This window comes from Amycolatopsis sp. MtRt-6 (assembly GCF_017308975.1).
In the GTDB taxonomy this organism is placed as follows: Bacteria; Actinomycetota; Actinomycetes; order Mycobacteriales; family Pseudonocardiaceae; genus Amycolatopsis.
On the sequence record NZ_JADWPD010000002.1, the window covers coordinates 187,113 to 205,279 of the forward strand.

10 protein-coding genes are annotated in these 18,167 nt (G+C 73.0%); 8 read left to right on the forward strand and 2 right to left on the reverse strand.

What is annotated here, in order from left to right; genetic code table 11:
- Positions 1 to 13 precede the first annotated feature (13 nt).
- The 5 genes from I4Q55_RS04495 to I4Q55_RS04515 are packed head-to-tail and all read left to right on the forward strand — an operon-like array spanning position 14 to position 12,104.
- Entirely contained in the window at positions 14 to 1,822 is a 1,809-nt protein-coding gene (locus I4Q55_RS04495; RefSeq protein WP_206784725.1) for a glycosyltransferase, read from the forward strand.
- Entirely contained in the window at positions 1,815 to 4,706 is a 2,892-nt protein-coding gene (locus tag I4Q55_RS04500; RefSeq protein WP_206784726.1) for a class I adenylate-forming enzyme family protein, read from the forward strand. The genes I4Q55_RS04495 and I4Q55_RS04500 overlap by 8 nt, the downstream gene beginning before the upstream one ends.
- Complete coding sequence (locus I4Q55_RS04505; protein WP_206784727.1) at positions 4,703 to 9,928, forward strand: non-ribosomal peptide synthetase; 5,226 nt, start codon at positions 4,703 to 4,705, stop codon at positions 9,926 to 9,928. Before I4Q55_RS04500 ends, I4Q55_RS04505 begins: the two co-directional genes overlap by 4 nt.
- Positions 9,925 to 11,502, forward strand: a complete 1,578-nt coding sequence (locus tag I4Q55_RS04510; protein WP_206784728.1) for a non-ribosomal peptide synthetase — start codon at positions 9,925 to 9,927, stop codon at positions 11,500 to 11,502. Before I4Q55_RS04505 ends, I4Q55_RS04510 begins: the two co-directional genes overlap by 4 nt.
- Positions 11,499 to 12,104 carry a LysE family transporter gene (locus I4Q55_RS04515; protein ID WP_206784729.1) on the forward strand — a complete coding sequence of 202 codons (606 nt, stop codon included), beginning with the start codon at positions 11,499 to 11,501 and terminating at the stop codon, positions 12,102 to 12,104. The genes I4Q55_RS04510 and I4Q55_RS04515 overlap by 4 nt, the downstream gene beginning before the upstream one ends.
- 49 nt (positions 12,105 to 12,153) lie before the next feature.
- Here the strand turns inward: I4Q55_RS04515 and I4Q55_RS04520 are convergent, their stop codons facing one another.
- Complete coding sequence (locus tag I4Q55_RS04520) at positions 12,154 to 14,622, reverse strand: M14 family zinc carboxypeptidase (protein ID WP_206785016.1); 2,469 nt, start codon at positions 14,620 to 14,622, stop codon at positions 12,154 to 12,156.
- Between the two features lie 184 nt (positions 14,623 to 14,806).
- Between I4Q55_RS04520 and I4Q55_RS04525 the strand changes: the two genes are divergently transcribed.
- Genes I4Q55_RS04525 through I4Q55_RS04535 form a run of 3 tightly spaced genes read left to right on the forward strand, consistent with a single transcriptional unit; the run spans position 14,807 to position 17,441 of the window.
- A complete protein-coding gene (locus tag I4Q55_RS04525) occupies positions 14,807 to 15,475 on the forward strand; it encodes a DUF998 domain-containing protein (protein ID WP_242545294.1) in 669 nt (222 codons plus the stop codon).
- Positions 15,476 to 15,510: 35 nt separating this feature from the next.
- Positions 15,511 to 16,812, forward strand: coding sequence for a cytochrome P450 (locus I4Q55_RS04530; RefSeq protein ID WP_206784730.1), 1,302 nt, complete (start codon positions 15,511 to 15,513; stop codon positions 16,810 to 16,812).
- Positions 16,809 to 17,441, forward strand: a complete 633-nt coding sequence (locus I4Q55_RS04535; protein WP_307793108.1) for a TetR/AcrR family transcriptional regulator C-terminal domain-containing protein — start codon at positions 16,809 to 16,811, stop codon at positions 17,439 to 17,441. The genes I4Q55_RS04530 and I4Q55_RS04535 overlap by 4 nt, the downstream gene beginning before the upstream one ends.
- Here the strand turns inward: I4Q55_RS04535 and I4Q55_RS04540 are convergent.
- A complete protein-coding gene (locus I4Q55_RS04540; RefSeq protein ID WP_206784731.1) occupies positions 17,438 to 18,091 on the reverse strand; it encodes a GTP pyrophosphokinase family protein in 654 nt (217 codons plus the stop codon). The genes I4Q55_RS04535 and I4Q55_RS04540 overlap by 4 nt on opposite strands.
- Between the last annotated feature and the right edge of the window lie 76 nt (positions 18,092 to 18,167).

Here is an 18,167-nt window from a genome sequence, read left to right on the forward strand (position 1 = left end):
GGGCGCCGCGCCTATGCGGATCGCGCTTTCCTGTCGTGACCTCGCCGCCGACCGGGTGCTCGGCGACGGCGCACGGGTCTTCGCGCGAGCCCGCGAAGCGGCCGAGGCCGGCCATCGCGTCTTCCTGGTCGCCGAGGAGCTGCCACCGTCGCGGAAGGACGATCGCGTCGAGTGGGTCCCAACCGCGCCCGCGCGGCCGGACCACCGCTACTTCACCGAGGCGCACCGCTATGCCGACCGCGTCCTCGACACCCTCCGCACCCTCGGCGACCTTGACGTCGTCGAGTTCCTGGACGCCGGGGCCGAAGGCCTGAGCACGATCCGGGCGAAACGCCTGCTCGGCGAGTTCGGCGGCACCACGCTCAACGTCGTCCGCTGCCCGTGGTCGACCGCCGCCGGCGGTCCCGCCGCGCACCGGCCGCTGACCGCCGAGCACCAGTTCACCGGGTTCGCCGAGCGCTACTGCGCCGAGCACGCCGACGTCACCACCGCGGTCACGACGTCCGTGATTCCCACCGCGAGCCGGACCCGGCCAGCGGTGTGGCGGCTCGGCGCGTACCGGCCGGACGCCGGGATCGAGACGTTCCTCGAAGCGGCCGCGCTCGTGCTCGACGTCCACCCGGGAGCCCGGTTCGAGCTGCGCGGCGAGGACACCCCGACCGATCCGCTCGGCCGGTCCTATCGCGACCACCTGCGCCGCCGCCTGCCGGAACGCCTCTCCCGCGCGGTCACCTTCGGCGGCCCGCTTCGCGAAGCGGACGAGCCGCTGGGTGCCCGCTGCGTCCTCCCGGCCGGCGACGCCGAATGCCCGAGCACCGCGGCTTTCGCCCTGTCGCGCGGGAGCACCGTCGTGGCGCCGAAGGGCAGTACCGCCGCCGACGTCGTCGAGCGGCACGGCGGCGGGATCGTCGTCGCCCCGGACGATCCGGCCGCCCTTGCCGAAGCCCTCTCTGTTGAAGCACACCGCGACGACGCGCCGGCGTGCACTGAGGACAGACCGGCACTCCGCTTCCCCCGGGTCGAGCCCGTCACCACGCCGGTCGAGCCGGGGCTGGTGAGCGTCGTGATCCCGCTGTTCGACCAGGGCCGGTTCCTCGCGAGCGCGCTCGGCTCCGTGCGCGCCGCCGGGTACGCCGACGTCGAGATCGTGGTGGTCGACGACGGGTCGACCGAGCCCGGGACCGTCGCCGCGTTCGACGCGCTGTCCGATGTGGTCAAGGTGCGCCAGCCCAACGCCGGGTTGTCCGCCGCCCGCAACGCCGGGATCGCCGCGAGCCAGGGCGAGTACGTCGTGCCGCTCGACGCCGACGACGAGCTGCCGCCGGGGTTCCTCGGCCCCGCCGTTACCGCGCTCGCGCGGCACCCCGAACTGTCCTATGTGGTCGGTCACCTGCGCCACACCGGCCTGCTGGACCACGTCCAGGCGCCACTCGGGCACGCCGGCGACGTCAGCACGGTGGTCAACACGCACGGCCGCGCGACCGGCGTGTTCCGCAAGGAAGCCCTGCAGGCCGTCGGTGGTTACGACGAGAGCCTGCCCGCGTACGAGGACTGGGACCTGTACCTGCGGCTGGCCCGCGCGGGGTTCGAGGGCGATGTCGCGCCGGTCGAGGGGCAGCGGTACCGGCGGCACGCCGATTCGATGACGTTCGGCCACACCCGCGACGACCGGCGCGAGCTCACCCAGCTCCTCCTCAAGAAGCACGCGGCGGACCTGCCGCCGGACCGGTCGCTGCCGCTGCTGCTGACCCTGGCCGAGCTGTGGAAATCCGGGTACGAGCCGAGCGCGTCGGCCCGGCTGCTGGAGGCGGGCGATGGCTGACACCTTCCCCGGGCTGCTGCGCGACCGCGCGGCCCGCGAGCCCGATCGCGTCGCGATCCGCGTCGGCGCGGACGCGCTGACCTTCGGCGCCTGGCACGACCGGGCGGCGCGGATCGCGGGCGGGCTGGACGTCCGGCGAGGCGACCGGATCGGGCTGCTCTTCGACGAGCACGACTGGCTCGATTTCGCGGCCGCCTACGTCGGGGTGCAGGCGGCCGGAGCCGTCGCGATGCCGATTTCCGCACGCACGCCCGGTCCCGAAACCAGCAGGCTGCTCGCCGACTTCGGCGCGGCGGGCCTGATCCACGGCACCGGCCTCGCGCCCGGGAAAGGGTGGCCGATCGAGGAGGTCATCGCCGACCGGCCGGGCGGCGTCGACGTCGGCCCCGGCGATGTCGCCCAGATCCTGTTCACCTCGGGGACGACGGGCCGGCCGAAGGGCGTCAGCGCGACCCACGCCAACCTGATCCACGGCTACCACCCCCGGATGCGGCGGCGGCCGCTCGCCCACTCGAACCTGTTCCTGCACGCCTTCCCGCTCGGGACCAACGCGGCGCAGACGATGCTGTTCAACGCTCTCACCGCCGAGCCCCCCGCACTCGTCCTCCCCCGGTTCGACGCCGGCGACTTCTGCGCGCTCATCGAAGAAAACCGGGTCGGGACGGCGTTCCTGGTCCCGGCCATGGCGATCGACCTCGTCGCGAGCGGCGCCCTCGACCGCTACGACCTGTCTTCGGTGCTGCTGCTCGGCTCGACCGCCGCCGCCCTGCCGCCCGAGATCGCCAAGACACTCGCCGCGGCGTTCCAGAACGCGGACATCGTCAACTACTACAGCTCGACGGAGGCCGCGCCGGCCCAGACGGTGATGATCTTCGACCCGGACCGGCCCGCGGCGGTCGGCCAGCCCGCCGACGACGACCTGCGGATCACCGACGCCGACGGCCACCCGCTGCCGCCCGGCGAAACCGGCGAGGTCTGGCTGCGCTCCCCGACCACCGCGCGAACCTACTTCGGCGACGCGAGCGCGACGTCGGCGGTGTTCCGCGACGGCTGGATCCGCATGGGCGACCTCGGCCGGCTCGACGACGAGGGCTACCTCTACCTCGTCGACCGCGAGAGCGACGTGATCAAGTCCGGCGCGTTCAAGATCTCGACCCTGCGGATCGAAGCCGAGCTGTACGCGCATCCGGACGTCCGCGAGGCCGCCGTGCTCGGGCTCCCGCACCCGGTGCTCGGCTCGGTGCCCGCCGCGGCCGTCGTCCTGCGCAAGCCGGTCGGCGACCTGCGGGCTTTCGCCGCCGGACGGCTGGCGCGGCACGAGATCCCGGCGCGCTGGCTGATCCTCGACGCGCTGCCCCGCAACGACGCCGGGAAGGTGCTCAAGCGGGCACTCCGGGACCTCTTCGACGCGCCCTCCGAGCCCGCCGCCCCGGCCTCCGATGCCGAAAAGCGGCTCGCCGCGCTGTGGGCACGAGCGCTCGGCCGGGACGTCCCGGCGGGCGCGGACTTCTTCGCCGCGGGCGGGGATTCGTTCGCCGCCGCCCGGTTCGCCGCGCTCGCGGCCGAGGAGTTCGGCGTCGAAGTCCCGGTGTCCTTCGTGTTCGACTTCCCCGGCCTCGCCGACCAGGCCGCCCACCTGGCCGACCAGCGCCCCACCGCCGACGTGCAGGTCGACGTGTCGGACGGCGTCCCGCTCAGCTCGCTGCAGGAGTACTTCCTGCGGTGGCTCGGCGAGACGGCCGAGCCGCGTGCGGTGTCGGCGGTCTCGGTGGCGATCCGGATCACCGACCTGCTGGACGTCCGGGCGCTGCGCCGCGCGCTGGACGAAGTCGTCGCCCGGCACGACGCCCTGCGCACGGTGTTCCCGGGCGGCCGCGCCGTGGTGCTGGACCGCTGCGAACCGGACTTCGACGAGGTCTTCGCCGCCGATCCGGTCCGGCAGGCGTGTACCGAGCTGGAGCGGCCGTTCGACCTCGAACGCGGGCCGCTCGTGCGGGCGCTGGTGATCGAGGAGGGCCCGGAGGAGTTCGTCCTGGTGCTCGGCGTGCACCACCTCGTCTTCGACGGGCACTCGATGGGCGTGCTGCTGCGCGAACTCGGCGAATGCTACGCGGGCCAAGGTCATCGGCTGCCCCCGGCGGGCCGCGCGGCCGACGTCTCGGCCTGGGCGCGGACCCGCTGGCCCGGAGCGCGGGAGTTCTGGCAGCACGCCCTCGACGGCGCTCCGGCCGCCCTCCCCGGCGCACCGCGCTCGGCCGGAATCGCGGCGTTCGAAGGACATTCCGTCCCGTTCGAGATCCCGTCCGAGCTGGTCGAGCGGCTGCGTGCGAAGGTCGCCGAGCAGCGCGCGACCGTCTACATGGGACTCCTCACGGTGTGGGCCAAGGCGATGGCGGAGTGGGCGGGCAGCGACGAGGTCGTCGTGATGTCGCCGCTGCCCGGGCGCACCAAACCGGAGTTCGACACGGTGGTCGGCTGCCTGGTCCAGTCGCTGCTGCTGCGCATCGACGTCGCCGGCGACCCGCCGTTCGAACAGCTGCTCCCCCGCGTCCGGCAGGTCGTGCTCGACGCGACCGAGCACCAGTACTACCCGTACGAGGAGTTCAGCCGCCGGATTCCGCAGCCGGCCTGGCTGCGCTTCGAACGCTGGGGCGGGCCGGTGCACTTCCCCGGCCTCGACTCCGGACCGGTCGGGCTGCCACGCGAGCTGATGTTCGCGTGGCCGATGCCCGGACCGGACCTGAGCGTGCCGGAACTGGCGCTCACCGAACACCCGGACGGCCGGATCACCGGCTGGCTCGTGCACAACCGGCTCACCTACGAGCCGCCGGCGATCGACCGGCTGGCCGAGCTCGTCCTGGCCCAGCTCAAGGAGGTCCGATGAGGCAGGCATCGCTGGCCCAGAACGGGATCTGGTTCACCGAGCACGCGGTCGACGCGGGGTCGGCCTACCACATCCCGATCTCCGTCGTCCTGCGCGGCGACCTCGACACGGACGCACTGAGCGCGGCGTGCGGCGACGTCGTCGAGCGGCATCCGCTGCTCGCGTGTGGACTGTCCGAAAGCGACGGTGTCCTCACGCTCGCCGAGAAGGATCCGCCGGCCCTGGAACGCGCGGCGGGCACCCGGCGAGAGCTGATCACGCGGCCGTTCGGCGACGGTCCCCTGTCCCGGTTCGTCCTGGTCGAGGGGCACGAGCTGCTGATCGTCGTGCACCACCTGGTGTTCGACGGCGCGTCGAAGGACGTCCTGCTGCGCGACCTCGCGGCCTGCTACAACGCCCGCGTCGCCGGCACCGAGCGGGAGCTCCCGCCCGCCCCGCCGGACTACCGGGAGCACGTCGAGGGCGAGACCGAACGCGTCGCCGCGGCCCTCGAGCAGGCCAAGGCGTTCTGGGCGACGCGGCCGCTCCCCGAGGACGTCCTGCTGCCCGGGCTCGACGGACCGCCGGACGCCCGTGACGGCGAGTTCGTCAAGTTCACCCTGCCCGCCGGGCTGCGGGAGTCGGCGCGCGAACTCGGGCTGTCGCAGTTCGAGCTGCTCCTCGCCGCGATCCAGGCACTGCTCTTCCGCTACGGCAACGCGCGGCCTTCGGTGGCGATCGACCTGTCGACCCGCACGCCGCGGCACCGGCACGCCGTCGGCGTGTTCGTCAACGAGCTGCCGATCGCCCTCGACGCCGACGCGGCGACGCCGTTCCGGACGTTCGGCGAAGGAGTACGAACAGAGCTGCGGGAGCTGTACCGGCACTGGGAAGTGCCCCTCGCCCGGGCGGTTTCGGGCGTCCGGCCCGCGACCGCGCTCGCGCCGGTGTCGCTGAGCTACCGGGACCGGGCCAAGGCGCCGGAGTTCACCGGCCTGGACGCCACCGTGGACTGGACGGAGTTCGCGTTCGCCGCGCGCAACGCGCTGCACTTCCAGGTCGTCGCCGGGGACGGCGAGCCCGCGCTGATCCTGCAGTACAGCAGCCGCCGGATCGGCCACGCCGACGTCACCCGGATCGGCGAGCACCTGCGCACGCTCCTGGCCGCCGCCGTCGGTGCGCCGGACACCCCGCTCGGCGAGCTGCCGGTGCTCGGCGAGGCCGAGCTGGCGAACGTCCTGACCACCTGGAACGACACCGCCGCCGGCTTCCCCGAGACCACGCTGACCGCGATGATCGAGGCACAGGCGGACCGGACTCCGGACGCGGTGGCCGTCACCTTCGACGGCGTCGAACTGTCCTACGCGGACCTCGACGCCCGCGCCAACGGCATCGCCCGGCTGCTGCGGGATCAGGGCGTCGGCGCGGACGACGTCGTCGCGATCTGCGCCCCACGCTCACCCGAGCTGGTCGTCGGGCTCCTCGCCGTCCTCAAGGCCGGGGCGGCCTACCTGCCGCTGGATCCCGAGTACCCGGCCGAGCGGCTCGCGTTCATGCTGTCCGACGCCGCCCCCGCCGCGATCCTCACCCAGCGCCGCCTGCTCGACGAGCTGCCGCCGCTGGAGCGCAAGCCGATCCAGCTCGACGACGTGGTCCGCGGCGAACGGCTGGAACCCGTCGCAGGGCCGGACAACGCGGCCTACGTCATCTACACCTCCGGCTCGACCGGCCGCCCGAAAGGCGTGGTCACGGAGCATCGCGCGATCGTCAACCGGCTGCACTGGATGCAGAAGACCTACGGGCTCGGCGCCGACGACGTGGTGCTGCAGAAGACGCCGGTGAGCTTCGACGTCTCGGTGTGGGAGCTGTTCTGGCCGCTGGCCACCGGCGCCCGGCTGACGCTCGCCAAGCCGGGCGGCCACAAGGACGCTGCCTACCTCCAGAGCCTGCTCACCGCGGGCGTCACGACCGTCCACTTCGTCCCGTCGATGCTGGAGGTGTTCCTCGCCGAGGAAACGGCCGGCGCACCGGCCCTGCGCCGGGTGATCTGCAGCGGCGAGGAACTGCCCGCCGACCTCGCGCGCCGGTTCACCACCCGCTTCCCCGGCGTCGAGCTGCACAACCTGTACGGCCCGACCGAAGCGGCGATCGACGTCAGCCACTGGCACTGCCGGCCGCACCTCCTGGACGGGCTGACGCGGGTGCCCATCGGGCGGCCCATCGACAACGTCCGGCTGTACGTCCTCGACGCGGACCGGCGGCTCGTCCCGCCGGGCACGCCCGGCGAGCTGCACATCGGCGGCGTCGGCGTCGCGCGCGGCTACCTGAACCGGCCCGAGCTGACCGAAGAGCGGTTCGTGCCGGACCCGTTCAAGCCCGGCGCGCGGCTGTACCGGACCGGCGACCTGGCGCGCCACCGGCCCGACGGCACCCTCGAGTTCCTCGGCCGGATCGACACCCAGGTCAAGATCCGCGGCCAGCGCGTCGAGCCGGGCGAGATCGAGGCCGCCCTGCGCGGTGACGACGTGCGCGACGCCGTCGTGGCCCTGCGCGAGGACCGGCCCGGCGACCAGCGCCTGGTCGCCTACCTCGTGGGCGCCACGGCACGGCCGGAGGAGCTGAAGGACCGGCTCAAGCGCCTCCTGCCCGACTACATGGTGCCCAGCGCGTACGTCTCGCTCGACGCGTTCCCCCTCACCCCGAACGGAAAACTCGACCGGAAGGCCCTGCCCGCTCCGGCGCAGTCCACTGCGGACGCGGGCGGCACCGAGCCGCGCACGGACGTCGAGAAGCTGATGGCGCGGCTGTGGCAGGAGGTGCTGGGCCTCGACCGGGTCGGCATCGACGACGACTTCTTCGACCTCGGCGGGCACTCCCTGCTGGCCACCAAGGTGGTCTCGCGGCTGCGCCGCAGCCTGCCCGAGGGCTCACCCGGGATCACGGTGATGGACGTCTTCGCCGAGCCGACGATCCGCGAGCTGGCCGCGATGATCGAGACACCGGACGCGGAAAGCCGCGCGGGCAAACGGCTCTACGAGCTGACCCGGCCGGTTCCCCAGCACGAACGGCTGGTCACCTACGTCGGCGTGCCGTACGCGGGCACCAGCGCGGTCGTCTTCCAGCCACTGGCCGACGCGCTGCCGCCCGGGTGCACGCTGTTCGCAGTCGCCCTGCCGGGGCACGACCCCGGCATCGTCGAGGAATCACTGCCCCTGGAAGAGATCGCGCAGGAGTGCGTCGAAGAGATCCTCGAGCGCGTCACCGGGCCGCTCGTGCTGTACAGCCACTGCCTGGGCAGCGCGCTGACCACCGAGATCGCGCGGCGGCTGGAGGCGGCCGGACGGGAGATCGACGCGATCTACGTGGCCGCGAACTTCCCGTTCGCGCTGCCGGTGCGCGGCGCGCTCGGCAAGCTCGGGCAGCTGACCAAGCTGAAGCGGCTGCGCAGCGACCGGTCCTGGGCGAACTGGCTCCGCGGCATGGGCGCCGACCTCGAAGGCCTGCCGCCCGAAGAGATCCAGCTGATCGTCAAGCTGATGCGCGAGGACGGCGCGAACGCGGAGGACTACTTCTCCGCACTGCTCGACACCGGCGCCGCGAAACTGCGCGCGCCAATCATCTCGGTGGTCGGCGAACGCGACCCGATCACCGAGTACTACCAGGAGCGCTACCGCGAGTGGCAGATCGTCACCCGGAAGACGGCGCTGGTCGTGCTCGACGAAGCCGGGCACTACTTCCTGCGGTTCCGCCCCGAAGAACTCGCCGAGATCATCACCTCCGTGCACCCGGCCCTCGCGGCCGGGACCACGGACGAGCTGACGCACGAGGCCCGCGGCGAGGACGCGAGCTGGTGGTTCACCGAAGTCTCCGAAGCACCCGACGACGTACCGCCGCCACGGACACCGCAGCCGAGCCTGGGCCGGTTCCTGACCGTCGCGGCCGGGCAGCTCGTGTCGATCACCGGCTCCCAGCTGACCGAGTACGCGATCCCGCTGTGGATCTACCTCACCACCGGATCGCTGACGTCGTACGCGACTTCGTGGATCTTCGGCATGCTCGGGCTGTTCCTGGCCCCGGTGGCCGGGGCGATCGTGGACCGCTGCGACCGGCGGAAGGTGATGCTGGCCGCCGACTGCGCGTCCGGCGTCATCCAGGCCGCGTTCGCGCTGATCTACTTCACCGGCGACCTGCGGATCTGGCAGATCTGGATCGGGCTCGGCCTGCTGTCGGTGGCGCTGGTCTTCCAGCGGCTGGCCTACCAGTCCGCGGTGCCGCAGCTGGTGCCGAAGCACTTCCTCGGCCACGCCAACGGCGTCGTCCAGCTCTCGACCGGCGTCGGCCAGTTCATCGCGCCGCTGCTCGCCGCCGCCGCGATCTCGCTGTTCGGCCTCGGCGGGATCCTGGTGTTCGACCTGGTCAGCTTCGCGATCGCGGTCACCGTCGTCGCCGCGGTCCGGTTCCCGCGGTCGATGCCGCACAAGCACCGCGAATCGCTCGGCCGCGAGATCGTCCACGGCTGGCGCTACTCGGTCGGCAACCGCTACATCCGCGGCATGGTCGCCTACATGGGGCTGCTGAACATCTTCCTCTCCGCGGTGATCCTGCTGATCTTCCCGCTGGTGCTCTCCTTCGGTTCACTGTCCACCGTGGCCACGGTGTCGTTCCTCGGCGGGACCGGCGCCGCGCTCGGCGGGCTGGCGATGTCGATGTGGGGCGGCCCGGGCCGGCGGCGGATGCGCGGGATGCTGACCGCCGGCGTCGCGATGGGCGTCTGCGGCGCGTTCGCCGGGCTGCACGCCGGTGTCGCGGTCGTCGCGACCGGGCTCGCCGGGATGTTCTTCTGCGTGGCGCTGGTCAACGGCATCCACGCGACGATCGTGCAGGTCAAGGTGCCCCAGCGGTACCACGGCCGGGTGTTCGCGCTGGACCAGATGATCGCGTGGTCGACCATTCCGCTCGGGCTGATCGTGGTGGCGCCGCTGGTGATCGGGTTGTTCGAGCCGCTGCTCATGCCCGGCGGCGGGCTCGCCGCGAGCGTCGGCGCGGTGCTCGGGACCGGCCCGGGCCGGGGCATCGGGTTCAGCTACGTCGTGCTCGGGCTGCTGATCGTCGCGCTCGGCCTGGGGGCGCTGCGCACCCGCGTGCTCTCGCGCTTCGACGAGGACATGCCGGACGCGCTGCCCGACGACGTCGTCGGCATCCAGGCCCTGCGGGAGCGGCGGGGCGAAGGAGCGCGCCGATGATCGAGCCGGCCCGGGACGACCGGCCCGCGTTGCTCGCGGAGGACGGCACGGTCACCACCTACCGCGAGCTGGCCGGGCAGGTCGACGCGCTGTCCGCCTGGCTGCGCGGGGTCGTGGCACCGGACCAGGTCGTCGCGGTGGCGATGGGCAACTCGCCGTCCGCGGTCGCCATGCTGCTCGCGGCGGCTTCGGTCGCGGTCTGCGCGCCCCTGCCGCCCGGGCAGCCGGCGGCGGACCTCGGCGCGTCCGTGCTCATCACGGACTCGGCCGAGGCCGACGTTCCGGTGATCCGGCCGTTCGAGGAGATCGACCGGGTGTCCGGGCCGCGGTGTTCGGTGCCGGGAACCGCCTTGCTCGTGCGCACCTCCGGCAGCACCGGCGCGGCGAAGCTCGTGCCGCTGCCTCGTGCGGCGGTGCGACACGCGGCATCACTCGTCGCCGGGACGCTCGAACTCACCCCCGCCGACCGCGGGCTGAACGTGCTGCCGCTGCACCACACGCACGGGCTCGTCGGCGTGGTGCTGTCGAGCCTGACGGCCGGGGCGAGCGTCGTCTGCCTGCCCGGGTACAGCGACGAGGGGATGCTCGCCGCGTTCCGTTCCTTGGCGCCGACCTGGTACAGCGCGGTCCCGGCCATCCACGCGCGGGTGGCCGCGTTCGCCGCCGGCGGGCAGCTTGACGGACACCGGTTGCGGTTCACCCGGTCCGCGTCCGCCCCGCTGCCGGAGGCTCTGCGCGTACGGCTCGGGGACGCACTCGGCGTCCCGGTCCTGCAGGCCTACGCGCTGACCGAAGCGCCGGGCGAGATCTGCGCGCAGAGCCCGTCGGTGCCGGTGACGCCGGGCACGGTCGGGCCGCCGGTCGGCTGCGAGGTCTCCATCGGTGATTCGGGCGAGATCATGGTGCGCGGACCGCACGTCTGCCCCGGCTACCTGTCCACAGTGGACGGCCCGCTGACCGGGCACCACCCGGATGGCCTGCTCGCGACCGGCGACCTCGGCCGGCTCACCGAAGACGGCGAACTGGAACTGTCCGGGCGCCTCGACGACGTGATCAACCGCGCCGGCGAGAAGGTCTCCCCGGCCGAACTGGAGAACGTCCTGGCCGGGCATCCCGGCGTGACCGACGTGGTGGTCGCCGGCGCGGCCGACCCGGTGCTCGGCGAGGCCGTGATCGCCGTCGTCGTCGCCTCCGAGGCCACGAGCGACGACGACCTCCGCCGCCACTGCGCACGGACGCCCCGAGCCCACGGTCCGGACCGGTTCGCGCGGGTCGCCGAGATCCCGCGCTCGGCCACCGGCAAGGTGAACCGCCGCGCGCTGGCCGCCTCGCTCGGCCCGGCGCCCGAGGCCGCCGACGTGCTCGACGCCGTCGCCGCCATCTGGGCGGAGGTGCTGTTCCTGCCTGCCCCCGATCCCGACACCGGCCTGGCCGAGCTGGGCGGCGAGTCGCTGCACGGCGCCCGCATCGAGGCGCTGGTCGCCGAACGCCTCGACGTCCGGCTGCCGCCGTCGGCCATCCTCGACCGGGGGATCACCATCCGGAAGATGGCGGCGCTGGTCCGGGATTCGTGAGCCCGGCCGCCACCCTCGCCACGGTGCTGCTGGCCTACCTGCCGGCCGCGGTGTCCCCCGGCCCCAACTTCGTGCTGATCGCGCACACGGCCGCGGCCGGCACCCGGCGCGCCGCGGTGGCCGTCGCGCTCGGGGTGGTCGTGGCGGGCGGCGTGCTCGCCGCGGTCGCGGTCTTCGGGCTGGGCGGCCTGCTGGCCCGCACCCCGTGGCTGGCGACGGCGTTGCGCGTGGTCTGCGGCGGGTACCTCGCCTGGCTCGGGGTGCGGCTGTGGCTCCGTGCCCGCGCCACGGACCCGCCCGCGCCGGAGGGCCACGGCAGCGCCTTCCGCCGGGGCGTGGTCAGCAACCTGACCAACCCCAAGGCCGCCGCGTTCTTCGGCAGTGTCCTCACCGCGACGCTGCCGCCCACCGAACCCGCCACCGTCAAGGCCGCCGCCGTCGCGCTGATCGTCGCGGCCTCGGCCGGCTGGCACCTGAGCGTCGCGCTGCTCTTCTCCTCCCCCGCCACCCAGCGCTGGTACGCCCGCGCGAAACCGGCGCTCAACCGGGTCGTGGGCACGATCCTCGTGGTCCTCGGCCTGGCTCTCGCCTGGACGCCGTGAAGGCCTCCCCGCGCGAGCGAGGAGGCCTTCACGAACGAACCCGCACTGCTTACCGGACGCCGCCCGAAGCGCGCTGCTTCTGCGCGTGCGCGGACCGGGTGCAGACCTCGCCGACGTCGACCGTCTGGCCGCGGTCGGCGTAGACGTCGGCCACGCCGACGAGCTTGCCGCCCGGCGTCGAGCAGGTCAGCTGGTAGGCCTCCTTCGTCCCGTAGGTCGGCGGGACCGGCGACGAGAAGGACACGTCACCGGTCCAGTCGTCGACCGCGTCCGGGTTCGCCTGGTCGTAGTTCACCACCACGGCCTTGTAGTCGCCGGCCGGCGGGTCGAACAGCACGGCGTGCTCGGCCGTCGTGCCGCCGTTCGCCGACGAGCTGACCAGGTTGCCCGCCGAGTCGTAGACGTAGAGGTCCCAGTCGGTCGCGGTGTTCGCCCAGTTGATGTTGACGCTGAACTTCCCGTTGTCGACCTTCGGCAGGCCGTCGACGTGGAAGGTGAACGAGTCACCCGCCGGGTCGGCCGGGTAGTTCTGGTTGATCGGCGGCACGCCCGCCGGGTTGGCGACCGGGAAGCCCTGCTGCGCCGGGCCCTGCGGGTCGCGCCCGTACCGGCCGGCCACGTACGGCCGCGTCGACGGGTTCACCGACCACGCGAAGCGCCCGCCGGTGGCGGTGAACTTCGAGGTCAGGTCGTCGGTGATGTAGATCGGCGGCTTGGTGGTGCCGTCGGGCTGGAGCACCGGCGACGTCGGCGTCTGGAACGTCTTGTGCAGCTTGAGCTGGTAGCCCTTGGGCGCCGAGCCGATCAGCGTCGAGTGCTGCTGCGGGTCGGCCGCGTTGCCCAGCATGTCCAGGAACGCCATGCGGTTGCCGCCCTTGCCGGCACCGGCCGCGGGGGCCAGGCCCGCGTACTCGGCCACGACGCTGTCGGCGTACGGCCCGTGGAAGCCGTTGCCGCCGACCTCGATCGTGAAGCCCCAGCCGCCGGTGGCCCAGTACGACCAGTCCTCGGTGGTGCCGGTCGTGTCGTAGAGCGCCCAGCTCGGCTCGCTGGTGTAGCCGTTGCGCGAGGCCAGCTTGTCGCCGAGGGCCTTGTACTGCGGCTCCTCCAGCGGCGGGCGGACGTCCGCCACGCCCGGCGGGCGCAGCACGAGCGCCGCGACGGTGTGCATCGTGATCAGGTTGGTCACCTGGCGCGAGGACACGATCGAGCGCACGTTGCGCACCTCGGGCTCGCTGAACGGCCCGCGCCCCCGGAAGGTGTCGCCGCTCCAGGACAGCTCGGCGCCGGCGCCGCCCCAGAAGCCGCCGTAGTTGCGGTTCGGGTCGGTGCCGCGCACGCGGCCACCCGGGTTGGCCTTGCACACGCCGGTCGCGAACTGCGGCGGCGAGTCGTTGACGTTGCAGTTCTTGCGCTTCATCTCGTAGTCGAACCGGGTGAAGTCGCCCTTGGGCTCGGCCTCGCGGGAGATCTCGAAGCCGTCCGGGTTGATGATCGGCACGACGATGTTGCGCGTCTTGCCCACCAGCGAGCGGATGGCGGCGTCGCGGGAGTAGCCGTTGACCAGCTCGTACGCCCATTCGATGACGTGCTCGCCGGCCGGCCACTCACGGGCGTGGTGCACGCCCATGGTGAAGTTCACCGGCTTGCCGTCGGTGACGTTCTTGACGTCGGTGGCGATCTCGACGCCGACGACGTCACGGCCTTCCCACGTCGGCTCCGGCATCGTGAACGCCGAGACCAGGCCCGGGTTCTTGCGGGCCAGTTCCTTCAGCTCGAAGTTGTACTCGTAGAGGTGCCGGTAGCTGGTGCGGCCGGACGGCAGCGCCGAAGCGGCGGTCTTCGCGGCGTACTGGCGGTCGGTCTTCGCGTCCTGCACCGACTTCGCCGACAGGTCCGCCTCGATGACCTTCGACTTGAAGCCGCTGTCCTTCAGCGTCTTGCGGTCGGCGTCGCCGGCGAGAACGACCTCGACCCCGGTCGCGTCACCCTTCTCCGTGACGTCGAGGCCGAGGGCGGTCAGCTTCTTCTTGTCGGCGCGCGTGGGCGTCTCGACGCGGACAAGCTCCGCGCGCTGGGGCGCCGGCGCCGCGCCCGTCGGCGTGCCCTGCGGCGTCAGGGCCAGGAAGTCGACGCCGAGCTGGGCCTGGCCGGCCGAGCCGCCGTACCGGCAGCCCTGGACGACGAGCTCCTGCCCCTTCTTCACGAAGCTCTCGGCGAGTTCGCGGCTGCGCAACGCCGTCGAGGCGGCGACCACCGCCCCGGTGGCCTTGTCGAACACGGCGACGTCCCAGTCGCCCTCGGCACCCGACGCGGGCTGGAGCCGCGCCTGCACCAGACCATCCACCGTGGACGTCAGCTCGCGGCGATCGGTGCCCGAGGTGCCCTTGGGCAGCACTTTCGCGAAGCAGGAGCGGGGCACCGCCTTGTCGGCGCGCAGGATGTTCTGCGCCGCGCCCGCGGTGCCGGACGGCAACGCGACGAACGTTCCGGCCAGTGCGACGGCCGAAGCCAGCATCACCAGCCGTCTTGGTGAATTCCCCACAGGAAGAGACCTCCTTGACACAGGCCGGCACGCACGGACGTACCGGTAGCGGAGGACCATAATGGAGGAAATCCGGCCGCGGTAACCGCCGTAAGTCGTACAGCGTTCAACGCGCTTTTCACCGGGAGTTCAACCACCGCTCGGCTACTGTCGGTCCATGGTCACGTTCCCCGCGCGACGGGTGTCGGTCGCGGTCTCGCTGACGGGCATCGCGGCCTTGGTGATCGGCGCCGGCCTGGTGCTGTTGCTGCAGGTCATCCCGCCGACGGACGAAATCAGCGTCACCCGCCGCACGATCAGCGAGTACGGCTTGTCCGATCACAAGTGGGTCTTCGACCTCGCGGTGCTCCTGGTCGCCGCCGGCTCGGCGGCCGGCCTGCTGGTCCTGCACCGCCAGGGCAGGCTGCCGGTACCGGCGGCCATCCTCGGGACACTGTGGACGATCGGGCTGCTGGTCATCGTGGCTTTCCCCAAGCCGGACTGGGCCACGGTCTCCCGCGCGGACTTCGGCGGCACGCTGCACCGGATCGCGAGCGTGGTGGCGTTCGTGGCGCTGCCGCTGGCGGTCCTGGTCGCGGCGCGCGCGGCGTTCCCGGCGTCACCCGGGCGTCGCTGGCTGGCACGCGTGCTGGCGATCGCGTCGCTGGGCTGGTTCGCGGTGATCCTGGGCGCGGTCGTGGTGGCGGCGATGGACGACGGCCGCTGGTGGACGTTGATCCCGCTCGGCCTGGTCGAACGCGGGATGGCGCTGACGGAGCTGGTCGCGCTGGGCGTCCTGTTCGCCCCGGTCGGCGACCGCGGCAGCCCCCACCTCGACCGGCGATAACCTACACTGTAGGTACGCCGACCGGAGGGGACGTCATGACCGGAGCGCTGGCCTGGACGAAACCCGTGGTGCGCTGGGGCCTCGGCCACGCACTCCCCCGGACGGTGCTGCGCCGCGAAGCCCGCCGCGGTGACCTGCAGGGACGGATGGTCGTCGCCGCGGCCGAAGGGCGGGAGCTCACCGGCCTGTTCGAGGAGATCCGCGAGGCCGGCCCGCTCGCGCGGACCCGCTTCGGCTGGCTGACCACCACGCACGCGGCGGTGCGGGAGGTGCTCTCCAGCGAGGACTTCCGCGTCGGCGTCCTCGGGGCCGACGACTCCGCGCTCGGCCGGCTCGTCGAGTGGTCGGCCGGCGAGCACCTGCACCCGGTGCGGCCGCCGTCGCTGCTCGCCGTCAACCCGCCCGAGCACACCCGCTACCGCAAGCTGGTCACCGGCGTGTTCACCGTGCGCGCGGTCGAGCAGCTGCGCGGCCGGGTGCAGGAGATCGCCGACGGCCTGCTCGACACGCTCGACCCGGCCCGCCCGCTCGACCTCGTCGAGTCCTACTGCGGCCTGCTCCCGGTGACGGTGATCAGCGAGATCCTCGGCGTGCCGCCGACCGACCTCGGCAAGGTGCAGGCGCTGGGCGCGGCCGCTGCCCCCAGCCTCGACCTCGGGCTCGGCTGGCGCACCTTCCGCGACGTCGAGACCGCGCTCGCCGAGTTCGACACCTGGCTCGGCGAGCACCTCGACCACCTGCGGCGCCACCCCGGCGACGACCTGTTCAGCAAGCTCGTCGCGGCCCGCGACGGCGGGGTCGGCCTCACCGAGACGGAGCTGAAGTCCACCGCAGGCCTGGTGCTGGCGGCCGGCTTCGAGACGACCATCAACCTGCTCGGCAGCGGCATCGCCCTGCTCGCCGGCGACCCCGGGCAGCTCGCCGTGCTGCGCGAACGGCCGGAGCTGTGGGGCAACGCCGTCGAGGAGGTGCTCCGGTACGACCCGCCGGCCCTGCTGACCGGCCGCGTGGCCACGCGCGCGACCGAGGTCGCCGGGGTTCCGCTGCCGCGCGGCGCGCTGGTCACCACGGTGCTGGCCGGTGCCAACCGCGACCCCGGCGTGTTCACCGACCCGGCGGTCTTCGACGTCACCCGGTCCGGCGCGCGCGACCACGTGTCGTTCGGCGCCGGCCGCCACCACTGCCTGGGTGCCTCCTTGGCGCGCATGGAGGGCGAAATCGGGTTGCGCACGATCTTCACGCGGTTCCCCGGCCTGCGGGTGCTGCCCGGCGCGCGCCGCCGCGACACGCGGATCCTGCGCGGCTACGAGAACCTGCCCGCGGTGCTCACGCCGTGACGACCCGGCGGGGCCGTCCGTCCCAGGGCGTCCTGTCGCGCGAACGGATCCTGCTCGCCGGGCTCGCCCTGGTCGACGAGGAGGGCCTGGAGGCCGTGAGCATGCGCAAGCTGGCGCGGCGGCTCGGCGTCGACCCGATGAGCCTGTACAACCACGTGGACGGCAAGGACGCGTTGCTGGACGGCATCGCCGAGCTGCTGCTCGCCGCGATCCCCGAGCCGCCGGCGGAGGCGGACCTGCGGGAGACGATGTCCGCGCTGGCGCACGGGTTCCGGGACGCGCTGCTCGGTCACCCACGGGCGGCGCCGCTCGTGCTGACCCGCCGGGTCGCGTCGATGACGGCGCTGGCGCCGGTGGAGGCGGTGCTCGCCCCGCTGCTCGCGGCGGGCTACCCGCCCGAGCGCGCGGTGCACGGGCTGCGGGCCGTGGTGGCGTTCCTCATCGGCACGCTGATGCGCGAGGTCGACGCGGCGCCGACGTTCGGCGGCAGCGCCCAGCGGCTCGCGGACCTCGCGGCGTCCGGACTGCCGGCCGTCACGGCGGCGGCACCGTACCTGGCGGTGTGCGACCACGAAGCGGAGTTCGAATTCGGGCTGCGGATCATGCTCGACGCCCTCGACGCGCCCTAGCGGATCCGTTCGTGCAGCGCGGCCATCCGGCGGTCGAGGTCGGCGGCCGTGCGGGCCGCCGCCGCGAGTTCGCCGGCGAAGTCCGGCGGGACGCTGTCGCGGTACTTGTACGACAGCTTGTGCTCCACCGCGGCCCAGAAGTCCATCGCGATGGTGCGCAGCTGCACCTCCACCTTGACCTTTTCCACCCGGTCGGAGAGGAACACCGGGATGCGCACGATGAGGTGCAGGCTGCGGTAGCCGTTCGCCTTCGGGCTCGCGATGTAGTCCTTGGTGCGCAGGAGCTCGACGTCGTCCTGCGCGGTGAGCATGCGGGCGACCTCGTAGACGTCGGAGACGAACGGGCAGACCACGCGGATGCCGGCGATGTCGTCGAGGGCGGCGGCCGCGGAGACCCAGTCGCCGCCGAGGCCGCGCCGGCGCACCTTTTCCTTGATGGCTTCCGGCCGCTTCACCCGGCTCTCGATGTGCTCGATCGGATCGTGCCGGTGGACGAAGTCGAATTCCTCGCTGAGGATCCGCAGCTTCGTCATCAGCTCTTCGATGGCGAACTTGTACATCAGGAGGAACCGCGGGAGCTGCCCGGCGACGGCGAGCTCGTCGGCCGCCTCGCGCAGGGCGGCGTCCTCGGCCGCCGGGTCGGTGGTCACTGAAGCCTCGTGCTGTCGTCGGTCGTTTTCCGAGCGCAAGGGTACTGCGCTCCGCTCGGTCAACGATCGGCGACGG